Source organism: Arthrobacter sp. TE12232 (assembly GCF_054062615.1).
Window position 1 is genome coordinate 2,960,522 of the sequence record NZ_JBSSFK010000001.1, and the last position, 23,616, is coordinate 2,984,137.

At 67.2% G+C, this 23,616-nt stretch carries 22 protein-coding genes; 11 read left to right on the forward strand and 11 right to left on the reverse strand.

Annotated features, from left to right (window positions below; all coding sequences use genetic code 11):
* Positions 1-9: 9 nt before the first annotated feature.
* The 3 genes from ACVWZ7_RS13170 to ACVWZ7_RS13180 form a co-directional block, all read right to left on the reverse strand.
* Positions 10-1,110 (reverse strand): hypothetical protein, encoded by a 1,101-nt coding sequence (locus ACVWZ7_RS13170; RefSeq protein ID WP_344365912.1) that lies wholly within the window; start codon positions 1,108-1,110, stop codon positions 10-12.
* Positions 1,111-1,209: 99 nt separating this feature from the next.
* The gene (locus ACVWZ7_RS13175) at positions 1,210-2,208 is read right to left on the reverse strand and encodes a glycosyltransferase family 2 protein (protein ID WP_344365909.1); all 999 of its coding nucleotides are present in this window, start codon (positions 2,206-2,208) and stop codon (positions 1,210-1,212) included.
* A 1-nt stretch (position 2,209) separates the two neighbouring features.
* Positions 2,210-3,070, reverse strand: a complete 861-nt coding sequence (locus ACVWZ7_RS13180; RefSeq protein WP_456508097.1) for a glycosyltransferase family 2 protein — start codon at positions 3,068-3,070, stop codon at positions 2,210-2,212.
* Between the two features lie 259 nt (positions 3,071-3,329).
* Between ACVWZ7_RS13180 and ACVWZ7_RS13185 the strand changes: the two genes are divergently transcribed.
* Positions 3,330-4,379 carry a glycoside hydrolase family 16 protein gene (locus ACVWZ7_RS13185; protein ID WP_456508098.1) on the forward strand — a complete coding sequence of 350 codons (1,050 nt, stop codon included), beginning with the start codon at positions 3,330-3,332 and terminating at the stop codon, positions 4,377-4,379.
* A gap of 73 nt (positions 4,380-4,452) precedes the next feature.
* Here ACVWZ7_RS13185 and ACVWZ7_RS13190 read toward each other — a convergent pair whose 3' ends face one another.
* On the reverse strand, positions 4,453-5,559 hold the full coding sequence (locus ACVWZ7_RS13190) for a metallophosphoesterase (protein WP_456508099.1): 1,107 nt from the start codon (positions 5,557-5,559) through the stop codon (positions 4,453-4,455).
* 283 nt (positions 5,560-5,842) lie between these two features.
* Complete coding sequence (locus tag ACVWZ7_RS13195) at positions 5,843-7,081, reverse strand: integrase catalytic domain-containing protein (protein ID WP_456506949.1); 1,239 nt, start codon at positions 7,079-7,081, stop codon at positions 5,843-5,845.
* A 203-nt stretch (positions 7,082-7,284) separates the two neighbouring features.
* On the opposite strand from ACVWZ7_RS13195, the gene ACVWZ7_RS13200 reads away from it, so the two are divergent.
* The 3 genes from ACVWZ7_RS13200 to ACVWZ7_RS13210 all read left to right on the forward strand — a co-directional run bounded on the left by ACVWZ7_RS13200 (position 7,285) and on the right by ACVWZ7_RS13210 (position 8,904).
* Positions 7,285-7,839 carry a YceI family protein gene (locus tag ACVWZ7_RS13200; protein WP_456508100.1) on the forward strand — a complete coding sequence of 185 codons (555 nt, stop codon included), beginning with the start codon at positions 7,285-7,287 and terminating at the stop codon, positions 7,837-7,839.
* 102 nt (positions 7,840-7,941) lie between these two features.
* Positions 7,942-8,358 carry a YccF domain-containing protein gene (locus ACVWZ7_RS13205; RefSeq protein WP_091252775.1) on the forward strand — a complete coding sequence of 139 codons (417 nt, stop codon included), beginning with the start codon at positions 7,942-7,944 and terminating at the stop codon, positions 8,356-8,358.
* 72 nt (positions 8,359-8,430) lie between these two features.
* Entirely contained in the window at positions 8,431-8,904 is a 474-nt protein-coding gene (locus ACVWZ7_RS13210; protein WP_091252778.1) for an SRPBCC family protein, read from the forward strand.
* A 68-nt stretch (positions 8,905-8,972) separates the two neighbouring features.
* Here ACVWZ7_RS13210 and ACVWZ7_RS13215 read toward each other — a convergent pair whose 3' ends face one another.
* Positions 8,973-9,842: a DUF4031 domain-containing protein gene (locus ACVWZ7_RS13215; protein WP_456508101.1), complete on the reverse strand. Its 870-nt coding sequence runs from the start codon at positions 9,840-9,842 to the stop codon at positions 8,973-8,975.
* A 241-nt stretch (positions 9,843-10,083) separates the two neighbouring features.
* Here ACVWZ7_RS13215 and ACVWZ7_RS13220 point away from each other — a divergent pair, with 241 nt between their 5' ends.
* Genes ACVWZ7_RS13220 through ACVWZ7_RS13235 form a run of 4 tightly spaced genes read left to right on the forward strand, consistent with a single transcriptional unit; the run spans position 10,084 to position 13,190 of the window.
* A complete protein-coding gene (locus ACVWZ7_RS13220) occupies positions 10,084-10,494 on the forward strand; it encodes a TOBE domain-containing protein (RefSeq protein ID WP_456508102.1) in 411 nt (136 codons plus the stop codon).
* Positions 10,491-11,273 carry a molybdate ABC transporter substrate-binding protein gene (gene modA / locus ACVWZ7_RS13225; RefSeq protein ID WP_456508103.1) on the forward strand — a complete coding sequence of 261 codons (783 nt, stop codon included), beginning with the start codon at positions 10,491-10,493 and terminating at the stop codon, positions 11,271-11,273. Before ACVWZ7_RS13220 ends, modA begins: the two co-directional genes overlap by 4 nt.
* Before the next feature lie 7 nt (positions 11,274-11,280).
* On the forward strand, positions 11,281-12,144 hold the full coding sequence (locus ACVWZ7_RS13230) for an ABC transporter permease (RefSeq protein WP_456508104.1): 864 nt from the start codon (positions 11,281-11,283) through the stop codon (positions 12,142-12,144).
* A complete protein-coding gene (locus tag ACVWZ7_RS13235; RefSeq protein ID WP_456508105.1) occupies positions 12,141-13,190 on the forward strand; it encodes a sulfate/molybdate ABC transporter ATP-binding protein in 1,050 nt (349 codons plus the stop codon). Before ACVWZ7_RS13230 ends, ACVWZ7_RS13235 begins: the two co-directional genes overlap by 4 nt.
* Before the next feature lie 57 nt (positions 13,191-13,247).
* Here the strand turns inward: ACVWZ7_RS13235 and ACVWZ7_RS13240 are convergent, their stop codons facing one another.
* Positions 13,248-13,739, reverse strand: coding sequence for a carboxymuconolactone decarboxylase family protein (locus ACVWZ7_RS13240; RefSeq protein ID WP_344365862.1), 492 nt, complete (start codon positions 13,737-13,739; stop codon positions 13,248-13,250).
* A 1,250-nt stretch (positions 13,740-14,989) separates the two neighbouring features.
* Between ACVWZ7_RS13240 and clpB the strand changes: the two genes are divergently transcribed.
* On the forward strand, positions 14,990-17,659 hold the full coding sequence (gene clpB / locus ACVWZ7_RS13245) for an ATP-dependent chaperone ClpB (protein WP_456508106.1): 2,670 nt from the start codon (positions 14,990-14,992) through the stop codon (positions 17,657-17,659).
* 125 nt (positions 17,660-17,784) lie between these two features.
* Here clpB and ACVWZ7_RS13250 read toward each other — a convergent pair whose 3' ends face one another.
* Complete coding sequence (locus ACVWZ7_RS13250) at positions 17,785-18,582, reverse strand: septum formation family protein (RefSeq protein WP_456508107.1); 798 nt, start codon at positions 18,580-18,582, stop codon at positions 17,785-17,787.
* 292 nt (positions 18,583-18,874) lie between these two features.
* Between ACVWZ7_RS13250 and ACVWZ7_RS13255 the strand changes: the two genes are divergently transcribed.
* Both ACVWZ7_RS13255 and ACVWZ7_RS13260 read left to right on the forward strand, forming a co-directional pair.
* Positions 18,875-19,108 carry a DUF3073 domain-containing protein gene (locus ACVWZ7_RS13255; protein WP_116767215.1) on the forward strand — a complete coding sequence of 78 codons (234 nt, stop codon included), beginning with the start codon at positions 18,875-18,877 and terminating at the stop codon, positions 19,106-19,108.
* A 233-nt stretch (positions 19,109-19,341) separates the two neighbouring features.
* A complete protein-coding gene (locus ACVWZ7_RS13260) occupies positions 19,342-20,139 on the forward strand; it encodes a VOC family protein (protein WP_456508108.1) in 798 nt (265 codons plus the stop codon).
* A 92-nt stretch (positions 20,140-20,231) separates the two neighbouring features.
* Here the strand turns inward: ACVWZ7_RS13260 and purM are convergent, their stop codons facing one another.
* The 3 genes from purM to ACVWZ7_RS13275 all read right to left on the reverse strand — a co-directional run bounded on the left by purM (position 20,232) and on the right by ACVWZ7_RS13275 (position 23,544).
* Positions 20,232-21,401: a phosphoribosylformylglycinamidine cyclo-ligase gene (purM, locus tag ACVWZ7_RS13265; protein WP_456508109.1), complete on the reverse strand. Its 1,170-nt coding sequence runs from the start codon at positions 21,399-21,401 to the stop codon at positions 20,232-20,234.
* Positions 21,398-23,098 carry an amidophosphoribosyltransferase gene (gene purF, locus ACVWZ7_RS13270; protein WP_456508110.1) on the reverse strand — a complete coding sequence of 567 codons (1,701 nt, stop codon included), beginning with the start codon at positions 23,096-23,098 and terminating at the stop codon, positions 21,398-21,400. The genes purM and purF overlap by 4 nt, the downstream gene beginning before the upstream one ends.
* A gap of 77 nt (positions 23,099-23,175) precedes the next feature.
* The gene (locus ACVWZ7_RS13275) at positions 23,176-23,544 is read right to left on the reverse strand and encodes a hypothetical protein (protein ID WP_116767206.1); all 369 of its coding nucleotides are present in this window, start codon (positions 23,542-23,544) and stop codon (positions 23,176-23,178) included.
* Positions 23,545-23,616: the final 72 nt, after the last annotated feature.

The window sequence follows — 23,616 nt, forward strand, 5'->3', positions numbered from 1 at the left end:
GGACTCGCCTCACTCATCCAGTTTTGAGCGGACCAGGTTCGCGATGTAGTCAGAGGCCTGGTCCGCGGACCAGGCGGCGGGCAGCCGGAGCAGCCAGCAGGGAACGTCCTCCAGGGCCCGTCGCACCACGGCCGCTTTTTGGCCGAAATGATCCTCCAACGGGACGAGGCTGGTGGCACCGAGGGCCTCGACGAGCCGCCGCGACACCATGGGCAGTTCCGAATGGAAGTTGCCGACGATCCGGGACGTCATCCACTCGGCGCTTCGTGCTTCCAGCCGTGCGTCCGCGCCGTCAAAGCGTTCAAGGAAGATGGCGAGCTGGGTCGGCGCCGCGGAGGAGATCCGTTGCGCTCCGAAGACATGCTCCGGCTGCACCATGCGGTGTTCGGGGGACCATCGCCGCGTGAAGGCGGCCGTTTTCGGATAGCGGACAATGACCGGGTGGACTGCCGTGGCCAGGTGGGCCACTGGTTTTGTCATCCATCCGGGGGCCAGGGGCTTGCGGGTCCCCCGGAACATGTCCGGGTAGATGGCACGGTGGTGGGGTTTGATGAACATCGGTTTGGCGTAGCCCATGAGCATTCCGCCGGCGCCCATGAAGGCCCAGTCGTCGGCCATGAACCGCACATCGGGCATGGCGACCAGCTTCGCCACCGTGCTGGTCTTTCCGACGCCGCCCCAGGCCGGCAGGAGAACTCCGGAACCGCGGAAGTCCACCACCGCGGCATGGATCATCGCCGTCTCCTCCTGAACGCACAGGCGGTCCAGCAAGGGGATAACAGAGGTCAGGAGTTCACCGGCGCCTTCGACCCGGTAACCGTCTTTCGTCTCGATGATCTGGACGTGGTCTGCCGGGATGTAGAGGGAGTCTCCGGTGAAACGGTAGGCATCCTCCGCGTGCGACTGGCTGGAAATCGGCGATATCTGTCCGCCGACGGTTATCCGCCGTGGCGCACTGGAATCCCCCAGGAACGGGGCGAACATATCCCGCAGTTGCGGTTCACCCGGAGTCCCGGCCTCCACATCTATGCCTACGATCCCGTGGACGTCGAAGGAGGCTCCTGCAGACGCACTAATCGGCTGTTTCACGTCGCGTTCAGACTGGCTCATGATCCAAGCTTTCTGGGGTCGGGGTCCTGCGGTCAGGTGGTTCAGGGTGCAGATGATGCACCGGGCGGTGTAAGGGGACGGATGCGTCATCTGCTCGTGTCACTGGACTTCCCTCCAGGCATCTTCCGCCGACACCGGGGCCGGTTTCAGCGGGACGGGTGCGGCAGGCAGGCGGCGCCCGCGTACATAGCCGCTCGCGGTGGCCGCGAGGACGGCGATGATGACGGCCGCTCTGCCGAGTCCGGCCGGGTCTTCGCCGCGCAGCCAGCCGCGGATTCCGGCAAACACCGCCCGGGGCAGGACCTGCCGCACGTAGCGCCGTTCGGGGCCTAGTGCCCGCTTGTGGCCGACCACCCTGCTGACCTGCGCTTTGGAGATCCCTTCGGACCAGGAGCGTGCCAGCATGTAGCGCAGGGTGCCGCGCGGGGCAGGGACGTGGTGGTGCACCAGGGCCGCGGGTTCATAGACCACCCGGGAGCCGGGAGCGCCGATTACGGCGCGGATGCATAGCTCGGTTTCTTCGCAGCCCAGCGGGGTGGCGTCCTGGCGTCCCAAAGCTGTGTTGAATCCTCCGACTCGGCCCAGGACATCGGCTCGGAAGGACATGTTCGCGCCAATGACGTTGCGGACCTCGGCGGCGACTTTAGGCATTCCCCGGTACGTGCACCCGACAATCCAGTCGAGCTCGTTGGCGAAGTGGCCCGGCCGCCCTGCTTCCCAGAGCGGTTCCACCCGGCCGCCCACGGCCAGGACGTCGGGGTCGTCGTAGAGGGCGACGAGCCGCTCGATCCAATCCGGCGCGGCCTCGGCGTCGTCGTCGAGGAAAGCCACGATCTCTGCCTTGGCAACGGAGGTTCCGGTGTTTCGTGCGCCCGAGAGGCCCTTGGGGCCGCTATTTTCGACAATTACCGCGTCCGGGACGGTGAAGATCAGCCGCTTGTACAGGTCCACGTTGTAATCGACGACGACGATCGTCTGCTTGGGCGGGACGGTCTGGGTGCGCACCGAGTCCAGGGCGCCCATCAGCATGTCCCACCGGTCCTCGGAATAGGAGCAAATCACCACAGATACTGCCGGCAAGGCTGAATGCTCGGACATCTTATTCACCTGCCCTTATGCCCAGAACGCTGCTGGGATCGGTGGGGACGTGTGGGAACACCACACTGGGGTACTTGTACTTGACCCTCCGCAGGGCCTCGGGGCGGGCTCCGGCGGTGGGAGCCTCCCAGCTCACGCGCTCGCGGGCAAGGGTGCGCAGAACCCGCCAGCCGTCCCGGAAGGTGTGCAGGTTCGACTGTCCCGAGATGCGCGATAACTCGTGGCTGGGGACCTCGGCAATGCGCAGGCCGGCCCGTGACGCCCTCACAATCAGTTCCGTCTCGATCTCGAAGCCGTCCGACTCCAGCTCCAGAATGTCAACGCATTCGCGGCGGAGGGCGATGTAACCGTAGCAAAGGTCCGAGTAGTCGCTGTGGAGAACGGCATTGGCCAGCCCGGTGAGCAACTTGTTTCCCCCGCTGCGCAGCCACGTGAGATCGTCTGAGCCGCCGCCCGTCACATAGCGTGAGCCTTTCACGAAGTCGTATTCGTGCTGGAGTGGAGTCACCAGCCAGCCGATCTCCTGGGGGTCCATGCTGCCGTCGCCGTCAAGCATGACGATGATGTCGCCGGAAGCCGCGGCAAAGCCGGCCCGCACCGCGTTGCCTTTGCCCGGGCGGGGTTCGGCCACCACCACGACGTCCAGACGTAAGGCCCGCGCGACGTCGACTGTGGCGTCCAGGGAACGGCCGTCAACGATTACCACCTCATCCACGTAGGAGGGCATTCGCCGGAGCACCCACGGCAGGTTCATTGCCTCATTCAGAGTGGGAATGACCACACTGACGGAGGGATTTGCCGGAGGGGGCGTCGTTTGGGGGCGCGCGTTCGGCTTGAGATTCGGGATGGACACTGGCCTCACCACTCAATGACGTGTTTCTGCTCGCCTCAACTGCAGCGCTTCCCGGCCGCTCAATCCGGAAACTAGACCCAACGCTGACGCTTACAGTTGCCGACAACTTAGTAAATTACCCCAGGGTTAAAGTCTGGTCACGGCACCTTGCATTAACCTTGGATTAACTTGATGATTCAACTAAAATGGTCGGGAAACGGTTGATGGACCGAGGCCTCCATGCGAGACTGGCCGGATGCGGACATACGTGCGTAGGGGGCGCGTGCCGATGAATCGCCGTCTCCCCCTCGCTTCCCGGGTCGTGCTGTTTCCCGCCATGGTTCTTGCCTCCGCCCTGGCGCTGGCCGGGTGCGGCTCCGATGCCGCTCCCCGCGGTGAGCGGCCGCTGTTCACGTCTGTTTCACCCTCGCCGGCCGCTCCGTCAGCCGCCCAACCCACCGGGTCCCCGTCCACCGGCTCCCAGCCGGGGGTCCCGACCGGGTCTGCCGAAGGCGGGGCCGCGACTGAGCCGGCTCCGGCGGCGGCCAGCCAGTCCGCTCCCGGGGCGGGAACCGGCCAGCCACCGCTCCCGGCCCGGACCACGGATGTGTCGATGACGGCCAATCTGCCAGGCTGGAAGCAAGTGTTTGTCGAGGACTTCTCCGCTGGCGACGTCCCGCTGGGCGGCTTCCCCGGCCCCCTCTACAGCGCACGATGGAGCGCCGGCTACAAGGACGGGACCCCGGACACTGCCGGGCAGAAAAACCCTGGAAAAACCGGCTACTACCCGTCGAAAGTCCTCAGCGTCCGCAACGGCTCGCTGGACTGGTACCTGCACACGGAAAACGGGATCACGATGGGGGCGGCGCCGATGCCCAAGATCCCAAACGCCAGCTCCAATCCGCCGCGGGCCAACAGTCTCCTCTACGGCCGGTATTCGGTCCGCTACCGGGCTGACGCGCTGCCGGGCTTTAAGACGGCCTGGCTTCTGTGGCCGGATAGCGGCGTCTGGCCTCGGGACGGCGAGGTGGACTTCCCGGAAGGGGACCTCGCCAAAATCATTTACGGCGCCGTACATTACGACCGCAACGGCGCGGACGCCTTCGATAAGCTGGATTCGGACCAATCCGTCACATCCTGGCATGTGGCCACCATGGAATGGAGCCCCGGTCGGATCGAGTTCTTCCTGGACGGACGGTCCTTGGGCGTCAGCACCAACGCGCCGACGACACCCATGCACCTGATCCTGCAGACCGAGTCCTGTCTGACCGGCTGCCCTGCCCCGGAGGCCCAGGGCCACGTGTCCCTCGACTGGATCAGCGTCTGGGTGCCGGCCTGATTTTCACGGCTCTACCGGATCGTGCAGGGGCCGTGCAGCGGCCGTAACCCGAAGCGCGCCCGGCGCCGGGCTTTCATCTGCGGCGGAGGGTGAAGGAATCCGTGAAGGTGTATCCCTCGGCCGGAACGAAGCGGGCCGCCAGTTGGTCCGCCGTCGCCGTGACATCGAGTGTCCCGAAGGCCGGATCCCGGTTCTTTCCGGACGTGCTGGCGAAGTAGCCCATTTCCGGGTCATCGGATTTCACGTTGTAGAGTCCGACGCCGCCCACTCCCACCGTGGCGAACACGGTTCCGGAGCCCTGGTTCATGGAGTTGCCGGTATCGGCCAGGCAACCGGAGGTGAAGGTGGCGGGAACGAGTTCCGCGCAGTCCCCGCCCCTGGCCAGCTGGTGGGTCCGCTGATAGATGTGGTCGTGGCCGGACAGGACGAGGTCCACTTTCTTATCGATCAGCATGTTCGTGAAGTCCTTTCCCGCCTGGCAGTCATAGTTGCCGACGCTCAGGCAGGGGGTGTGCATGCCCACCACCGTCCACGGGATGTTCTGCGATTTGGCTCCGTCGATCGCGTCGGCGGTCCAGCGCCAGCGTTCGCTGTCCCTTGAGTAGTCCAGCGGCTCCCCGCCCCGGAAATCGATGCCGGGGGAGACCATAATGAAGCGGACCACGGGATTCTGCTCGGGAACATCGACGCGCCATTGCGTCCCGTATTCGCCCTGGAGGCCGGGCAGCCTGTTGGGCAGGCACTGGACAAATTTCTCGATGTCGCCCTCGTGGCCGTCGCTCTCGTGGTTCCCTGTCACCAGTTGGTAGGGAAAGTCCCCGCCGAGGCGTGCGGTGACCATGTCGCAGAACTGCTGTTCGATGCCGGCTTTGTACGTGAAGTCGCCGAGGGCGAGGTTCAGTTGGGGGCGGAGGCCGGCAACGACGTCGAGCACTTTCTTGGCGCCTGAACTGACGCCGATATCGCCTTGGACGGTGAAGTGCACGGCTTCGCCGGACGACGGCGCGGGACCCGACGTCGGCGTGCCCGGTGCCGGTGCCGAACCCGACGACGGCGTGCCGGTGCTTGGGCGCGGTGCGGGTTCCGGCGGCACGGGCTGGCAGGCGGAAAGCAGCAGGCTCAGGATCAGCAGGCAAGCGCTCAGACCGGCCTTGCCACGTTTCCCCAGGGACCTGGCCACGATTCCTCACATCACTCGGTTAATCAGGACTGTGTTAGTCAGCGCTGCGTTGGTCAGCACTGTGCGAATAGTTCCGCGAAATTGGGTGATTGCCCGGCGTTTATAGGCCAGAGTAACCCGGCCGTGGAGTGAAGGCCAGAGACCGCGTTGGCGCCAGGCCGGGGAATCAGGTGCCGTCCCGGTCGTCCGATCAGGCGCTGTCACGGGCGCTGTCACAGGCGCCGGAAGTCCGGAATCCGCACGCCCGGCGTCAAGTGCCTGCGGGACCCCCTGTTGCCTCACGTCAATAGGTCCGGGAGGGTTGATTCGTTGCCTCACGTGAAAAGGTCCGGTTCAGGGGCGGGTTGAACGAGGTGTTGACTTTGTAGTTGCGGGGTGCGGCTTTGGCTTGGGCGAGGGTTTCGAGTTCACCTGTCAGTCCCAGGATCTGCCGGGACAACACCGCGGGTTTTAGGCGTTTGAACTGGGCGTTCATGGTGATGACGGGGCGTTTGCGGGTGTCCGGGTGGCGGGCGGCGCGCTGGTGCGGGGTGAGCGCGGCATCATGTTTCTTGATGACTTTCGCGCCGTGGCGTTCCTTGGACACCAGCTTCTGCTGCGGGAGCAGATAGTTCGTGAACAGCCCGTCAAGCTCCCAGATCTCGTTGAGCTTCTCCAGTTCCGCGGCGGTGTCATAGCGGTAGTAGCCGACCAGCTCCCGGACCCTGGCCCAGTTCTTTTGTTCCACGTGGGCGCCATCGTTCTTGTTCCCCGGACGGGACCGGGTAAAGGTGATCCGGTGCTCCTGGCAGTAGGCGAAGAGGTAGTCGTTGATGAATTCGGTGCCGTTGTCCGAGTCGATCCCCACGATCGGGAACGGGAACCGTGCCAGCGCGTACTTCAGGGCCGCGAACACCCATTTCTGCGCCTTGTTCGGCACGGACCGGTTCACGGTCCATCCCGTGGCGATATCCGTGACCGTCAGCGTGAAGCAGAACTGCCCGGAGGCCACCCCGCCCTCGTGCCCCACCAGGTCGATCTCCACGAACCCGGGCACCGCATCGTCCCAGTCCGCCCAGGTCCGGACCGGGATCTGGGACTTCAGCAGCGATCCGGGCTTGGTGTGGGAACGGCCCCGCAGCACCAGCTTCTTCCGTTCCGGGGCCAGCCGGCGGTCAATCGTTGCCGCGCTCATCCGCATCAGCAGCTCCGCCTCCTCATCCGAGAGCATCAGTTCCCCGTCCCGGCGCAGCAACGGCACCAGCACCGGCAGCATCGGGGCCAGACGTTTGCCGGCCGGAGCGCGCAGCACCGCCCAGCACACCACCAGAGCCTCGACGACCCGCGGACCATACACCGGCGGCCTCGGCTCCCGGGCCCGCACCGGCCGCAGCTGAAGCGCCTGCCGCAGGGCCCGGCGCGCATAGTCCCGGTTCCAGCCCGTGAGCTCCACCAGCTCATCGAGGATCCGGACCTTCTCCGGCCGGCCGGCCCGGGCATACGCCCTGGCCTTGATCACCGTGACAGCCTTCCGCTGGCTCATCGTCAGTCCCATCCCTCAAGGATGTCCACGGCCCCGTCGTTCCCGGACCTTTTCAGATGAGGCAACGTACCCGGCTCCACGGACCTTTTCCATGAGTCAACGCGGACCCTAGCCCGGGAGGGGGTTCCTCGTTAGCATGCAGGGTGGGGGAATACCCCGATCGCTCTGGCGGGACAGGCCCGCCCCGCTCGAAGGAGACCGTTGTGACGCTGCCCGAAGGTTTGACCCCCGGAGTGTGGACACTGGACATGTCCCACAGCGAAGTCGGTTTTAGCGTCCGCCATGCGGGCATCAGCAAGGTCCGCGGCCGCTTTAACGAGGCCTCCGCGGAGGCCCGGGTGCGCGATTCCTTGGCCGACGCGAGCCTGCACGCCACGGTCAAGACCGCGAGCTTCGATTCGGGGGACGCCAACCGCGACAACCACGTCCGCGGCGCCGACTTCTTCGACGTCGAGAAGTACCCCGAAATGACCTTCCGGGCCACCGGGATCCGGGGCGACGGGGAGGACTATGTGCTGACCGGAGACCTGACGATCCGCGATGTCACCAAACCCGTGGATCTGGAAGTCGAGTTCACCGGGGTCGCGGTGGACCCGTTCGGCGCCACCCGGGCCGGCTTCAGCGCAGAGGCGGACATCAGCCGCAAGGAATTTGGCCTGACCTGGAACGCCGCCCTGGAAGCCGGTGGACTGCTGGTCAGCGACAAGGTCAAGATCAGTGTTGAAGCCGCCATGGTCAAGCAGGCCGACGCCTCATAACCGGTCAGCCGGAAGCGGTACCTGGGGGTCGGCTCCGAAGCCAGGGATTATTCCGGGCCACCCCTCAGGCCGAATGTCACTCCCACGGGCGAGAATAGATCCATGAAGACACTTCTGAACATCATCTGGCTGCTCTTTGGCGGCCTGTGGCTGGCCCTCGGATACTTCTTTGCCGGAATCGTTTGCTGTCTGCTGGTTGTCACCATTCCGTGGGGCATCGCCTCGTTCCGCATCGCGTCCTATGCGTTGTGGCCGTTCGGCCGCATGGTGGTGGACAAGCCCGGCGGACACGGCGCGTTTGCCCTGCTGGGCAATGTCATCTGGCTGCTGGTGGCGGGCATCTGGATCGCGATCGGGCACGTTGTCACGGCCTTTGCCATGGCCATCACGATTATTGGCATCCCTCTGGCGATCGCCAACCTCAAACTCATCCCGGTCTCGCTGATGCCCCTGGGCAAGCAGATCGTCCCGAGCAACACGCCCTATGTGACGGCCTACAGCCACGACCGCCGCTACTAGGGCGGCGGCGCAGCCGGCGGAACCTGGGGGACACTTCCGCCACCGGATCCACGGAAATCGAGGGAGAGGATCATGAGCGAACTGGCGTCCGGGGACACAGACCTCATGCTGGTGATTGTCCGCGAGTTCAGGGCTCCGATCCGGGTAGTCTGGTCCGCGCTGACGGACCCGGACCAGGCTCCGGAGTGGTGGGGCCCGCGCGGCTTCCACGTCCCGCGCGAGAGCATCGACGCAGACTTCGAAGTCGGCGGCCTGTACCGCGCCTGCATGATCCAGGACAGTACCGGGCAGGAATTCTGGTGGAGCGGGGTGCATACGGATATCGAGCCGCCGCAGCTGTTTGTGTTCACCCATGCCTGGGACAAGCCGGACGGCACCCGAGGCTTCGAAACCGAGGTAACCATCCAGCTGGACGAGATCGACGGCGGCACCCAAATGACGTTCACCCAGGGCCCGTTCGACTCCGCGGCCAGCCGCGACCGCCACGGCGAAGGGTGGCGGGAGTCGTTCGACCGGCTGGCGAATCACCTCAGCGTGGCCGCCTAAGCCTCACCACTGAGCGCAGCCACGCGACCCTACGGGCGGCGGTTGCCGCTGCGCCGCGGGTACGCCGTTCACCCGAGTTCGCCCTGCAGGTTTCGGCGGGCAGCCTCCAGCCACAGCCCGCGCCCGCGGTCAGTGTGAAACAGCGGATCAAGCTGGAGGAGTTGGCGGACGACGGCGGCGCGGCCGGCCGCGAAGTCGGCGTCGCCGATGTGGGCGAAGTCTTCCCTGACGGCGGCCAGATAGCGGGCGTAGGCCTCCGGTTCCCCGCCGAGGACGGAGAGATCGGCGTCGCTAAGCAGGGCGCCGGCGTCGTCGCCCGGCTCCGGACGGTGGTCCGCAGTCAGCAGCACCAGTCGCGCCACCTCATCCACTTCGTCTGCCGGGAGGCCGGCGTGCCCGAGCCGGTCTTCGGCCAGCCGCGCCGATTCTTCCTCATCCTGGCCCGCGACGCCGCGGTACACGGCATCGTGGAACCACGCGGCCAGCACCACGGCCCGTGGCGGACCGGCCGGGTCGCAGAGCAGGTCCAGAGCCTCCAGCACGGCCAGCAGGTGGGTGCGGCCGTGGTATTTCCGGTGCTCCTCGCCCCAGCGGTCCAACAGGTCCAGGAACAGGGCGTCGTGGCCCGGCAGTACCTCGTTCCAGCGGTTCAGGAGCGGCACCCGGAGGGACTTTCCGCGCCGGCGGGCAGGAATCCGCAACCCGCTGGCAACCAGTTTCCGGACCAGGACCCGGCCCTCCACGGGGACAGCGCCGGCCGCCACCAGGGCCTCGTACCGGGCCTCGGCGACGTCATAGTGGTCGCCGTCGAACGCCCGCCCGGGAATGCCAGCGGCCGCGGCGAAGGCGTGCAGCTCCTCAAGCGAGGTGTCCGACACGAGGTGGGAAAAGCGGGTTCCGTGGGCAGGCCAAAGCGGCGGATCGACGTAGACGGCCATGGAGGCAGTCTAGCGCCGACCGCGGACACCGGCCCGGGCGTCGGACGTGCGCCAGCCGGAACTACGCCGGCCCGGCCTACGGTGGCCGGAACTACGCCAGCCCGGCCCACGGTGGCCGGAACTACGCCGCCCGGCCTACGCCGGCCGGGAGGGCTCCGGCGTGCCATGCCCGGCGTCACAAATCCTGCTTATGCGGATATTTCTCAGTGAATAAACCGCAAATGAGGAATAGTGTGGAGTTATGCCCAAGATTCGCGTCTCCGAAGCAGCCCGCTTTCTCGGCGTTAGTGACGACACCGTCCGGCGCTGGATCGAACAGGGAAGCCTGACCCCGCTCAAGGATGATTCCGGCCGGCTAGCTGTGGACGGGCTCGAGCTCGCCCGGCTCGCCCGGGAACAGGCCCAGCTTCCGGAGGACCCTGCCCGGGCGGGCAGCTCCGCCCGGAACCGTTTCGTGGGACTCGTGACCGCCATTACGGCCGATACCGTGATGGCGCAGGTGGAGCTGCAGTGCGGGCCTTTCCGCGTCGTGTCACTGATGAGCAGCGAAGCCGTGCGAGACCTCGGGCTGGAACTCGGCTCCGTCGCCACCGCCGTCGTTAAGGCCACCACAGTGATCATTGAAACGCCCAAGGGAAAGAGCCTCGCATGAGCCTCCGCACGAGGATCGCTGCCGTCGCCATGGCTGCAGCCATGGCCGCTGCCGCCGCCGGTTGCGCCCCATCAACCGGCCAAAATCCCGCGGCCAGTGACTCCGGGAAGACTCTCACCGTGTTCGCTGCAGCATCGCTGAAGGCCCCCTTCACCAAACTCGCCACCACCTTCGAGGAAAGTCACCCGGGCACGAAAGTGGCGTTGAGTTTCGCCGGGTCATCCGACCTCGTCACCCAGATCAGCCAGGGAGCCCCCGCGGACGTTTTTGCCTCGGCGGACACCAAGAACATGGCCAAGCTCGCTGACACCGGCCTGTTGGACGGTGCGGCCGCGACTTTCGCCACCAACGTCCTGGCGATCGCCGTCCCGCCGGCCAACCCGGCCTCGATCGCGTCTTTCGCCGACCTTGCCCGTCCCGGGGTCCGGGTGGTGGTCTGCGCCGGCCAGGTCCCCTGCGGTACCGCCACCGCCGCCGTCGAGAAAGCCACCGGCGTGACGCTGAAACCGGTCAGCGAGGAATCCTCCGTCACCGACGTCCTGGGCAAAGTCACTTCGGGCGAGGCCGACGCCGGCATCGTCTACGTCACGGACGTCAAGGCTGCCGGTGACAAGGTCAAGGGGATTCCCTTCGCCGAAGCGGACAAGGCCATCAACACCTACCCCATCGCCACGGTCGGTTCCAGCAAGAATAAGGAACTGGCCGCGGCCTTCACCGCACTCGTTACCGGTGCCGAAGGTAAAAAGGTCCTGAGCGATGCCGGGTTCGGCACGCCGTGAGACGCGCATGAGGCACGGCTATCAGGGTGTCCCGCGCTGGATCTACGTCCTCGCCGCGGCGGGGGCCCTGTTCGTCCTGCTGCCCCTGGCCGCCATCGTCGCGAAGGTCAACTGGGCGGAGTTCCTGCCGCTGGTCACGTCGGAGTCGTCCCTGACCGCGCTGGGATTGAGCCTGCGCACCTCCGCGGCCAGCACGGTGCTGTGCATCGTGCTGGGCGTGCCGCTGGCCCTAGTCCTGGCCCGCGGACAGTTCCGCGGTCAGCGGCTCCTCCGCTCCTTCGTGCTGCTGCCGCTCGTCCTGCCGCCCGTCGTCGGCGGCATCGCGCTGCTCTACACTTTTGGCCGGCAGGGTCTGCTCGGCCGCTCGCTGGAACTGGCCGGTATCCAGGTCGCCTTTTCGACGACGGCGGTGGTCCTGGCCCAGACCTTCGTCGCACTGCCGTTCCTGGTGGTGAGCCTTGAAGGGGCCCTGCGCTCGGCCGGGAGCCGGTACGAGGCCGTCGCCGCGACTCTGGGCGCCCGCCCCACCACGGTGCTGCGCCGCGTAACCCTTCCCCTGGTGCTGCCCGGGCTGGCGTCCGGCGCCGTACTTTCGTTCGCGCGCAGCCTTGGCGAATTCGGCGCCACGCTCACGTTTGCCGGCAGCCTGCAGGGCGTCACCCGGACCCTGCCGCTGGAGATCTACCTGCAGCGCGAGACCGACGCCGATGCCGCCGTCGCGCTGTCCCTGCTTCTTGTCGCGGTGGCGGTCGCCGTCGTCGGGCTGTCCTACCGGCGCCCCGGGGCGGCCGGCGGGCGCGGACCCAGCGGGGCTGAGCGCGCAACGCGGGACGGGGCGCCGGAGCCGGCACCGGAGAGAGTGGCGCCGTGAGTGTCCGGATTGACGCCGCCATTGCCGCCCGCGGCTTTGACGTGTCCATGAGCCTGGCGCCGGGGGAAACCGTAGCCGTGCTGGGCCCCAACGGGGCCGGCAAGTCCACGCTGCTGTCGGTCATTGCGGGCCTGCTCCGGCCGGATACGGGCAGGGGCGAGGTGGACGGCAAGGTCCTGTTCGACCTCGGCCCCGCGACGAACACCTGGACGGCGCCCCACCGGCGCGGCACCGCCCTCCTGGCGCAGGAGCCGCTGCTGTTTCCGCACCTGAGCGCGCTGGACAACGTGGCCTTCGGCCCCCGCAGCGCCGGCGTGCCCAGGGCAGCGGCCCGGGAAACCGCGCGGCGCTGGCTGGCCGAAGTCGACGCCCTCGACCTCGCGTCCCGGCGGCCCGGGGAACTCTCCGGAGGCCAGGCACAGCGGGTGGCCGTGGCACGCGCGCTGGCCGCCGACCCCGAGGTGCTGCTCCTGGATGAACCCATGGCGGCCCTGGACATCCACGCCGCGCCGCTGCTGCGCCGGCTGCTCAGGCGCGTCCTCGCCGGGCGCCGGGCCGTCGTTGTCACCCACGACGTCCTGGATGCCTACATGCTCGCCGACCGGGTGATCGTCCTGGAAGAGGGCAGGATCACCGAGGAAGGCCCGGTCCGCGAGGTGCTCCGGCGCCCGCGCAGCCGATTCGCCGCCGGTCTCGCCGGGCTGAACCTGGTGGCCGGTACCGTTACCGCCGCCGGTATCCGTTCGCCCGAGGGGCTGGAATTTGCCGGCCAGCATGATGCACCGCTCGTCCCCGGGCAGGCAGGCGTGGCCGCATTCCCGCCGTCGGCCGTGTCCGTTTTCCTCTCCGAAGCGCACGGCAGCCCGCGGAACTCGTTCCGGGTGAGGCTTACTGACCTTGAGCCGCACGGGGACCAGATACGGGTCCGCGCCGGCGAGTTGGCGGCCGACATTACGCCGGCCGCCTCCGCGGACCTCGGCCTGGCACCGGGGCTGGAGGCCTACTTCGTGGTCAAGGCCGCGGCGGTGTCCATCTACCCGGCGTAGGTTTTTGTCTTGGCAGGGGGTGGTTGGCGCGGCTGGTGCTGGTTAGTCCCGGGCTGGTTAGTCCCGGGCGGCGCGGACCGGATGCTGGCTGACGATGGAGACACGGTTGAACGCGTTCATCGTGATCGCCAGCCAGCTGACGGCAGAGAACTCCTCGGCTGTCAGGTGCCTGCGGGCCTGGGCGCCCTCGCGGTCGCGGGCGTGGGCGTCGGAGATGGTGGTGATGGCCTCGGCCAGGGTCAGGGCTGCCCGTTCCTTGTCGGAAAAGAGGGCGGTGTCGCGCCAGGCGGTGAGTACGGCCAGGCGCTGGGCCGACTCGCCGTTCTTGACGGCATCGCCGACATGCAGATCCAGGCAGTAGGCGCAGCCGTTGATCTGCGAAATACGGACATTGAGCAGCTCGATCAGCTTCCCGTCCAGGCCGGCCTCTGCGGCAGCTTCTTTGGCTTTCAGACCCAGACCGTTGAGCGCACGCCAGGCGGCAGGATGTTCCTTGTCTAGGAAGACACTCCGGTGCCCGGGATTCTGCGGTGCCGACGTCTCGTTCATGCATTCCACAATACCGACGAGCTCCCGCGTGCCCCGGAGCGTCGTGTGACAATTTTGTCAAACATATGACAAGCTTTGGAGGTGGGAGTGATTGGCCCGACGGCTGGTTCCTTGGGGGACCCGGCCGCCGTGCCACTCCTTCCCGGCGCGCCGCTCCTTGCCGGCGTGCCGCTCCTTGCCGGCGGGGCTGGCTGAGCCGAGGTCTGCCAAGCCCTGCTGCGGTCCGCCAGGCTCCGCTGCGGGACATGCCCCGCGTCCGGCCCTGGTTGCGGACATATCCGGTGGTCGCGCCGACTACGGAGGACATGTCCAGCGGTCGCCTACCCAGCAGCGGACATGTCCAGTTTTCAGATCCACGACTGGGCATGAGGGGAGGATGTCCACTCGTGCAGGTCAGCCGCGGCCATGTCCCGCAGCCACGAGCTTCAGCGGAGGACATGCCCCTCTGTCACACGGTGTAAGGGGCGACATGTCCAGCCTTCAACGCGGTGCGGAGGGCGTGGGCATTAACGCCCAACTTCAGGGGCACAAAGCAATTCATCGCTGCGCGTCGAGGGGCGCCAGACATGCTCATTGGCCGGCCCTTGGGGCGCCGGGCATGCTCATTGGCCGGCCCTGGGGTGGCGGACGGGTTCATTCTTGGTGCCGACCCTGCTCATTTTGGGTGCAGGCTCGGGTGGGCATGCTCATTCTGGATGCGGGCTCGGGTGGGCATGCTCATTTCTCGCGCCCGGGTGAATTGGGCATGTCCAGGCTTTGATTCGAACGGTGGGCATGGGCATCGGCCTGCTGTGGCCTGTGGGGACATGCTCATTCCCAGCGCCGAATCCAGGGCCATGCTCGTTTTTCGCGCCCGTATGGACGGGACATGTTCATTCCTGGATCCGAACAGTGGACATAGTGGGATTATGTCCATTCCTGGCGGACAGCGGAGCGCATGTTCCGCGGCAGCAGCGGTCCGTGTCGCAGCGGAGCGCATGTTCCGTGGCAGCAGCGGACAGGGTCGCAGGTGTGCGGCCCGGGCCCCGCGCCCCCTGGCCCCCTGGCCCCCTGCCCCTGCGGCCCGGGCCCCGCACCCCGCACCCCCGCACCCACGGGCCCCGCGGTCCAGCGCGGCCCGTGCAGGCGGGGGACTCCGGCCCTAGACAGCTGTTTCGCCGTCGGCAAACATGGACCCAAAGGGACCCAATGCAAAGTTGAGTGGAGTAGACTCAACTTTAATATCAGCATGTTCCCGGAAGGAGCTCTCTTTGGACGCCAAATTCACCACCAAGAGCCAGGAGGCTCTTGCGGCTGCCGCCATGAACGCCTCGACGGCGGGAAACCCGCAGCTTGAGCCTGCCCATCTGCTCAAGGCGCTCATGGATCAGCGGGAGGGCGTTGCCGTCGCACTGCTCCGCGCCACGGGGACGGACCCGGATTCTGTCAGCGTCCAGGCCAGCTCCGCCATCAAGTCACTTCCGTCCACCTCCGGCAGCTCTGTGCAGCAGCCGCAGCTGTCCCGCACCGCCCTGCAGGCCATCAAGAATGCCCAGAACGAGGCCGAGCGCCTCGGCGACACCTTCGTCTCCACCGAGCACCTGCTGCTGGGGCTGGCATCCGGAAGTGACGCCGTCGGCAAGCTCATGCGCGACGCCGGTGCCTCCCACGAGGCTCTGCTCGCCGCCCTGCCCGGCGTCCGCGGCGACCGCAAGGTCGACAACGCCGACCCCGAGAACACCTTCCAGGCGCTGGAGAAATACGGCACCGACCTCACCGCGATCGCCCGCTCCGGAAAGCTGGATCCGGTGATCGGCCGCGACGCCGAGATCCGCCGCATCATCCAGGTCCTGAGCCGCCGCACCAAGAACAACCCCGTCATCATCGGCGAACCCGGCGTGGGTAAGACCGCCGTCGTCGAAGGACTTGCCCAGCGGATCGTCGCCGGAGACGTCCCCGAAAGCCTGCGCGGCAAAACCCTGATCGCCCTGGACCTTGCATCCATGGTGGCCGGCGCCAAATACCGCGGCGAATTCGAGGAGCGGCTCAAGGCCGTCCTGGAGGAAATCAAGAGCTCCGAGGGCCAGATCGTCACGTTCATCGACGAGATCCATACGGTGGTCGGGGCCGGTGCCTCCGGGGACAGCTCCATGGACGCCGGCAACATGCTCAAGCCCATGCTGGCCCGCGGCGAGCTCCGGCTGATCGGCGCCACCACTCTGGATGAATACCGCGAGAACATCGAAAAGGATCCCGCCCTGGAACGCCGCTTCCAGCAGGTCTTCGTCGGGGAGCCAAGCGTGGAGGACACCATCGGCATCCTGCGCGGCCTCAAGGAGCGCTACGAGGCCCACCACAAGGTCGCCATCGCCGACTCCGCACTGGTCGCCGCCGCCACGCTTTCCAACCGCTACATCTCCGGGCGGCAGCTGCCGGACAAGGCGATCGACCTCGTGGACGAGGCAGCGTCCCGGCTGCGCATGGAGATCGATTCCGCCCCGGAGGAGATCGACCAGCTGCGCCGCTCCGTGGACCGCCTGACCATGGAGGAACTGGCCCTGGCCAATGAAACCGATCCCGCATCGATGGAGAGACTCGCCGCGATCCGGGCGGACAAAGCGGACAAAAATGAAGAGCTGGCCGCCCTTAACGCCCGCTGGGAAGCCGAGAAAGCCGGCCTAAACCGCGTCGGCGACCTCAAAGCCAGAATCGACGAACTGCGCTCCGCCGCCGAGAAGTTCCAACGCGAAGGCGACCTCGAGGCGGCCTCGCGGATCCTTTACGGCGAACTGCCCGCCCTCGAACGGGAACTCAATGAAGCCGCTGAGGCGGAGTCGGCCCGGGTGGCCGGCGGCGGGGCCAAGCAGGATCTCATGGTGGCCGACGAGGTCACCGCCGACGACATCGCCGAGGTCATTTCGGCCTGGACCGGCATTCCCGCCGGGCGCATGCTGCAGGGCGAGAGCCAGAAGCTGCTGGACATGGAGCACGTCCTGGGCGAGCGGCTGATCGGCCAGAAGAAGGCCGTCGCCGCGGTCTCCGACGCCGTACGCCGCGCCCGCGCCGGAATCAGCGATCCCAACCGGCCCACCGGCTCGTTCCTGTTCCTCGGTCCCACCGGCGTCGGCAAGACCGAGCTCGCCAAGTCCCTCGCCGACTTTCTCTTCGACGACGAGCGCGCGATGGTGCGGATCGACATGTCCGAATACTCGGAAAAGCACTCCGTGGCGCGCCTCGTCGGGGCCCCTCCCGGGTACGTCGGCTACGAGGAAGGCGGCCAGCTGACCGAGGCCGTCCGGCGCCGGCCCTACTCGGTGCTGCTGCTCGATGAAGTGGAAAAGGCCCACCCGGAGGTCTTCGACATTCTCCTGCAGGTGCTCGACGACGGCCGTCTCACCGACGGCCAGGGTCGCACTGTGGACTTCCGCAACGTGATCCTGGTGCTCACCTCGAACCTGGGCAGCCAGTTCCTGGTGGACCCCACCCTCGACGCCGAGGCCAAGAAGAACGCCGTCATGGCCACCGTGCACGCCTCCTTCAAGCCGGAGTTCCTGAACCGGCTGGATGAAGTCGTGCTGTTCGATCCGCTGAGCGTGGAGGAGCTGTCCCGCATTGTGGAGCTGCAGGTCAAGGAGCTGGGCGAACGACTCAAGGGCCGCAGGCTGAACCTTGAAGTCACCGAGGGCGCCCGCGCGTGGCTGGCGGTAACCGGCTTCGATCCCGCCTATGGCGCCCGGCCGCTGCGCCGGCTGGTGCAGCGCGAGATCGGCGACCGGCTGGCCAAAGCCATCCTGGCCGGCGAGATCTCCGACGGCGACACGGTTGTGGTGGACACCGCGCCCGACCTCATGGAACTCACCATGGGCGGGCCGGCGGTCACAGACCGGCCCGACGGCGGCGCGTCCACCGGCAGCGGCCTCTCGGTCCGGCGCAAGGAGTAGGCGCCGCCAGAAACAGAAAGTTAAACGCCACTGGCAGCCGGGTCATCCCGGCTGCCAGTGCGCTAAGCCCGGTTCGCTAAGGCCACGCCACGCCAGGCCAGGGCCGGGCAGGGTGGGGCAGGGCTCTAGGGAAGCAGGGACTCCATGATGACGTTCCCGCCGTCCGTCACGGCATAGCAGTCCACCCGGCGGTCGCCCTTGTTCCAACTGCTCGAACTCGGGTAGGCCAGCTTGTAGCTCAGCGCGTAGTCGCCGGCCTTGTCTGTCAGGGGTGCGTCCTTGCAGGCATCGCGCGCCTTCTGCTTGAGCGCATCCCGACCGGGGTAGGAGTCATCTGCCGCGTACCTCTCCACGGCGACCAACTGGGCCGAATGGCCGGTGGAGCAGTCCACGATCGTGGACTGCTCGGCATTCGGGTCGAAGTCCTTGAAGCAGTCACGCAACTGGAAGTCCAGGGGGCTGACGCCTTCCAGCGGCAAGGCTCCCCGGCTGGCCGACGCCGACGCCGACGCCGACGAGGGTGCGGGGGTCGGGCTGCTGCCATCCGCGGAGGGCTGGGCGCTGCCGGCAAAGGAGGCCACCGCCCACCACACCAGAAACCCGAGGACGACGAGCACACCCGCGGCCATGCCGAGCCGCTTGGCCCCTTGCCGGCGGATCCGGCAGGCAAGGGGGCGTGCGGTGTCTGAGATTGCTGTGGTGATGCCGGTGAGGCGGACGCCTGAGAGCTTCGTGGACAGGCGGTTGGCCGCGGGCGGTTTCGTGGCCGAGTCGTCGGCCTGGGGCATCCCGGCGATCGTATCCGCCGGAGATGTCGCGGTCCGTTCCGGGTCGGCCGTCACAACGGGTAGGGCGGACGTCGGCAGCCTCGAAGGCGGCGGCGGGACGGCCCCGACGTCGTGCCTTGGATTCTCTTCAGTCACTGAGAAATTCACCACTTCCGTGCATCTTTGCCGGGGCTGGAGGCCCGGCATTGTCACCCTTTTCCGGGCGCACATCACGAAACTCTATCGAAGAAGCGAGTCGGGGCGCATACGCCGGGGGCTGGGACGGCGGCTTCCGGAGGCGCAACACTGTCCACAGGCGGCGGCCCGGCAAGCAGTTGACGCCGAAAGCATGTAATCTAGGTGTACGACAAATTGACCAAACATTCCGGGGCCTCACCGATCGCCAAAGGTGACCACCTCCGGTCCAAGTACAAAAGGGGGTCACGCCATGGGGCGCGGCCGTCAAAAGGCAAAAGCTACCAAGCAGGCTCGGGACATCAAGTACTACTCCCCGAACACTGACTATTCGGCCCTTCAGCGCGAGCTCACGGGCCCGGGAAGTCGTGCCACGAACCACTTCACGGATGACCCGGTCGAGCCGGATTATTCGGCGTATGTGGATAAGTACGCGGACGATTTGGAAGACGACGACGACGAGGTAGATACCCGTCGGATTGGTTAGTCGACGCTTCCTCCCGGGAGCTTTGTCCGGGGGGAACCTTCCGGCACTGCGGTGCCAGCCATAGATTTTCAGGCCGCCGGCCACACCTGTGCTTCAGGCGTGGCCGGCGGCTTTTCTTAATCCCCCGGACGGACCACGTCGCGACGCCGCGCAGTTGTCACCGCCGGGGCCCCGGGCTACGTTGATCGTGCCGGATTTTCCCGGACACGACGCCGACGCCCGGAAGGACAGCCATGACCATGCGCACAGGATTCGCCGAGGGCGAACTCTGCTGGACGGACCTCCAGACCAGCGACGTGGAGGCGGCGAAGGCCTTCTACGCTGAAGTTTTCGGCTGGCGTTACGTAAACCTGCCCACCCCGGACGGGCGCAGTTATGCGAAGGCCTTCCTCGGCGATGACCTCGTGAGCGTCATCGCCCCGCAGACCCCCGGGCAGGAATCCGCGGGCCAACCGGGCTGCTGGAACGTGTATTTCGCCACCGACGACGCCCAGGACCTGGCTGCCGAACTGGCCCATTCCTCCGGACATCTTGAGTTCGGCCCCGAGGCCGTCGGCGACACCGGCGTCATGGTCTTCTTTGCCCCGCCCGGCGGCGGAACCACGGGTGCCTGGCAGGCGGGCAGCCACTTCGGAGCTGCCCGGAGCCAGGAGACCGGAGCCCTGGCGTGGGCCGAGCTGCTGACGCCCGAGCCGCAGGCCGCCGTCGGGCTCTTCCAGCAGCTCTTCGGGCATGAGGTGACCGAATACCCCCAGGACGACGGCGGCACGTACACCACGCTCATGGTGGACGGCACCGAGGTGGCCGGGATCGCGCGGGTGCCCGGCGATGCGCAGGACACCCTGCAGCCCGGGTGGCAGGTCTACTTCGGCGTGTCCGACGTCGCGGAAGCAGTGAAGGCGGCGGTGGCCGCGGGCGGCGTCGTGCTGGTGGCACCGGATGAGGGAGAACCGGAGGACGCCGAGGAATCCGGCACCATCGCCACGCTCAGGGACCCGCAGGGCGGCGTCTTCAGCGTGCTGGAGGTTTAGGGCCGCGGCTTAAGCGCATCGAGTGCCCCATAACTGCCGTTTTCAGGTCTCAAAACGGCAGTTATGGAGCACTCGACGTCGGGTCGGGGCCTTTAGGCGTAGGCGTTGACCAGGCGGACCGCGCCGCCGTCGACGCCCTTGGCGCCCTGGACGTAGTCGGGGCCGGACTTGATGATCGAATCCGAGTTCTCCTCCACCGTGCCCATGATCCAGGACGGCAGGCCGCGGTCGTTGAGCCGGTTCACGGCGGCGTCGGCGGCCTCCGGCGAAACGATGGCTACCATGCCCACGCCCAGGTTCAGGGTGCGCTCGAGGTCGGCCAGCGGGACGTTGCCGAGCTCGGAGACCAGCTTGAAGATAGCCGGCAGTTCCCACGTGGCGCGGTCAACGGTGGCCAGCAGGCCCTGCGGGAGGACGCGGGCGAGGTTGGCCGCGAGGCCGCCGCCAGTGACGTGGCTGAAGCCGTGCACGGCCTTGCCGCCCGCGGAGCCGTTCACCGGGAAGGTGCGGGCGAGGTCCAGGCAGTCGGCGGCGTAGACGCGGGTGGGCTCAAGGAGCTCCTCGCCCAGGGTGCGGCCGAGTTCGGAGACCTGGCGGTCCAAGGCCCAGCCTGCGTGGTTGATGACGCGGCGGACCAGGGAGTAGCCGTTGGAGTGCAGGCCCGAGGAGGCCATACCGATCACGACGTCGCCGGCGCGGACACGGTCCGGACCCAGCAGGGCTTCGGCCTCGACCACGCCGGTGGCTGCACCGGCGACGTCGTACTCATTTTCGCCGAGCAGGCCGGGGTGTTCGGCGGTCTCGCCGCCCACCAGGGCCGTACCGGCGACCGAGCAGGCGGCCGCGATGCCGCGAACGATGTCCGCGATACGTTCCGGCACGACCTTGCCGCAGGCGATGTAGTCGGTCATGTACAGCGGCTCGGCGCCGACCACGACGATGTCGTCCACCACCATGCCGACGAGGTCAAACCCGATGGTGTCGTGGATGTCCATGGCCTGCGCAATGGCCACCTTGGTGCCGACCCCGTCGGTGGACGTGGCCAGGAGGGGCCGCTTGTAGGTCAGCAGCCGGGAGACGTCGTAAAGACCTGCGAACCCGCCGACGCCGCCGATCACCGAGGCGTTGTGGGTTGCCTTCACGGCATCCTTCATGAGTTCGACGGCGCGGTCTCCCGCTTCGACGTCGACGCCGGCGGAGGCGTAGGTGATGCCGGCGTTCTGGGCGGCGTTCATGTCAGCGGCCGGGGAGGCGGAAGTCATACTGGCTCTTTCTTGTCGGCTTTGGTGACGCGGTCGGCATCGGTGAGCAGTTCTTCGAATTCGGAGTCCGGCCCCGGATCGCAGCCCGTGGCGCCGGCCTTCTCGGCCGGGTCGTCCGAGATCGAGGTGCCGGGTTCGGCGTCGGGGGAGTCGGACGCGGCCTCTGCCGGTGCGGCCGGCGCGGAAGCGTCCGCTCCGGGAGCAGCTCCGCCGGCGGCGGGAAGACCGCCGAGGTCCGTGCGCTCGAGCAGGTTCTTGCCGAGCTTGTCTGCGCCGGGCAGCTCGATCGGGTACTTGCCGGTGAAGCAGGCGGTGCAGAGGCGTTCGCGCGGCTGCCGGGTGGCGGCGATCATGCCGTCCTCGGAGATGTAGGCCAGCGAGTCGGCGCCGATCGCCTGGGAGATCTCGTCGATGGTGGCGCCGTTGGCGATCAGTTCCGCGCGGGAGGCGAAGTCGATGCCGTAGAAGCACGGCCACTGCACCGGCGGGGAGGAGATCTTGACGTGCACGGAGGCGGCGCCGGCTTCGCGGAGCATCCGGACGATGGCACGCTGGGTGTTGCCGCGGACGATCGAGTCGTCCACTACCACCACGCGCTTGCCGCGGATCACCGATTCCAGGGCGTTGAGCTTGAGCCGGATGCCGAGCTGCCGCAGGGTCTGTGACGGCTGGATGAAGGTGCGGCCCACGTAGGCGTTCTTGACGAAGCCGTGCGCGAAGGGGATGCCGGATTCCTCGGCGTAGCCCACAGCGGCGGGCGTGCCGGATTCCGGGACCGGAATGACAATGTCCGCTTCCTGGGTGTTCTCGCGGGCCAGCTGGCGGCCCATCTCCACCCGGGATTCGTAGACCGAGCGGCCGGCAATGGCGGCGTCCGGGCGGGCAAGGTAGACGTACTCGAAGACGCAGCCGGCCGGGGTCGCGTCGGCGAAGCGCTGGGAGCGGACGCCGTCCTCGTCGATCGCGATGAATTCGCCGGGCTCGATTTCGCGGATGAAGCTCGCGCCGACCGTGGCCAGGGCTGACTGCTCGGAGGCGACCACCCAGCCGCGCTCCAGCCGGCCGAGGCACAGCGGGCGGATGCCGTATGTGTCGCGGGCCGCGTAGAGGGTTCCCTCATCCATGAAGACGAAGCAGAAGCCGCCCTTGATCTTGGGCAGGAGCTCCAGGGCGGTCTGTTCTAGGGACTTTCCCGCTTCACCCTCCAGGAGCGCCGTGACCAGGGCGGTGTCCGAGGTGTTGCCCTGTTTCATCTCGCCGCTCAGGTTTCCGCCGTTGCGGTCCGTGATCATGGCTTTGAGCTCGGCCGTGTTCGTCAGATTGCCGTTGTGGGCCAGCGCCACGGTGCCCGTGGAGGTCGCGCCCAAGGTGGGCTGGGCGTTGGCCCAGTGGCTCGCACCCGTAGTGGAATAGCGGCAGTGGCCGACGGCCAGGTGCCCGGTCAGGGTGTTTAGCGTAGCCTCGTCGAAGACCTGGGATACGAGGCCCATGTCTTTGTAGACGTTGATCCGCTTGCCGTCGCTGGTTGCAATACCAGCCGACTCCTGACCACGGTGCTGCAATGCATACAGCCCGTAATAGGTGAGTTTTGCTACTTCTTCACCGGGTGCCCAGACCCCAAAGACGCCGCATGCGTCCTGAGGGCCTTTTTCGCCTGGGAGAAGATCATGAGAAAGTTTTCCATCGCCGCGTGCCACTGGTCGATTATCTCACGATGTGCGCTAAGACTTTTCCGGCGCCCGGTTTATGACCTGCCGGCAGGCTCAGGCGCGGCTCAGGCGCGGTTCTCGCCGTCGGCGTCGGGTGCGGAGTCCGGAACGGACTCGACGACGGCGCGCTCGGCGCGGCGGACGCTGATCCGGTCCAGCACCAAGGCCGCCACGGCACCTAGAATGACGCCGCCGGCCGCGCAAAGGACCATGAAGAAACCAAATACGGAGCCGCTGTCGTAGCTGGCATCACCCGGGAGGGCGTAGGCGATGATGGCCGCCGCAACAACGCCTACGAGCCCGCCCAGGATCAGGAACGGCACGTACTTCGGCGCCCGCCGGACGGTGACCTCGCGTCGCTCCGGGACGCTGCCGGGGGCTGACTCCCCGTGGGGTTCGGTGCCTGCGGTGCCGGGGGTTTCGTGGGAAGACATGCCGTTAAGCCTACTGCCCTTCGACTCATTGCCGGAGACCCGTTCCGGGAGCAGACTAGGGCTAGGAACAGA

Coding starts and splice junctions, on each gene's coding strand:
- ACVWZ7_RS13170 (WP_344365912.1), bottom strand. CDS start 1,110: ATGAGCCAGTCTGAACGCGACGTGAAACAGCCGATTAGTGCGTCTGCA.
- ACVWZ7_RS13175 (WP_344365909.1), bottom strand. CDS start 2,208: ATGTCCGAGCATTCAGCCTTGCCGGCAGTATCTGTGGTGATTTGCTCC.
- ACVWZ7_RS13185 (WP_456508098.1), top strand. CDS start 3,330: ATGAATCGCCGTCTCCCCCTCGCTTCCCGGGTCGTGCTGTTTCCCGCC.
- ACVWZ7_RS13195 (WP_456506949.1), bottom strand. CDS start 7,081: ATGAGCCAGCGGAAGGCTGTCACGGTGATCAAGGCCAGGGCGTATGCC.
- ACVWZ7_RS13205 (WP_091252775.1), top strand. CDS start 7,942: ATGAAGACACTTCTGAACATCATCTGGCTGCTCTTTGGCGGCCTGTGG.
- ACVWZ7_RS13210 (WP_091252778.1), top strand. CDS start 8,431: ATGAGCGAACTGGCGTCCGGGGACACAGACCTCATGCTGGTGATTGTC.
- ACVWZ7_RS13215 (WP_456508101.1), bottom strand. CDS start 9,842: ATGGCCGTCTACGTCGATCCGCCGCTTTGGCCTGCCCACGGAACCCGC.
- ACVWZ7_RS13220 (WP_456508102.1), top strand. CDS start 10,084: ATGCCCAAGATTCGCGTCTCCGAAGCAGCCCGCTTTCTCGGCGTTAGT.
- modA (WP_456508103.1), top strand. CDS start 10,491: ATGAGCCTCCGCACGAGGATCGCTGCCGTCGCCATGGCTGCAGCCATG.
- ACVWZ7_RS13230 (WP_456508104.1), top strand. CDS start 11,281: ATGAGGCACGGCTATCAGGGTGTCCCGCGCTGGATCTACGTCCTCGCC.
- ACVWZ7_RS13240 (WP_344365862.1), bottom strand. CDS start 13,739: ATGAACGAGACGTCGGCACCGCAGAATCCCGGGCACCGGAGTGTCTTC.
- ACVWZ7_RS13255 (WP_116767215.1), top strand. CDS start 18,875: ATGGGGCGCGGCCGTCAAAAGGCAAAAGCTACCAAGCAGGCTCGGGAC.
- ACVWZ7_RS13260 (WP_456508108.1), top strand. CDS start 19,342: ATGACCATGCGCACAGGATTCGCCGAGGGCGAACTCTGCTGGACGGAC.
- purM (WP_456508109.1), bottom strand. CDS start 21,401: ATGACTTCCGCCTCCCCGGCCGCTGACATGAACGCCGCCCAGAACGCC.
- ACVWZ7_RS13275 (WP_116767206.1), bottom strand. CDS start 23,544: ATGTCTTCCCACGAAACCCCCGGCACCGCAGGCACCGAACCCCACGGG.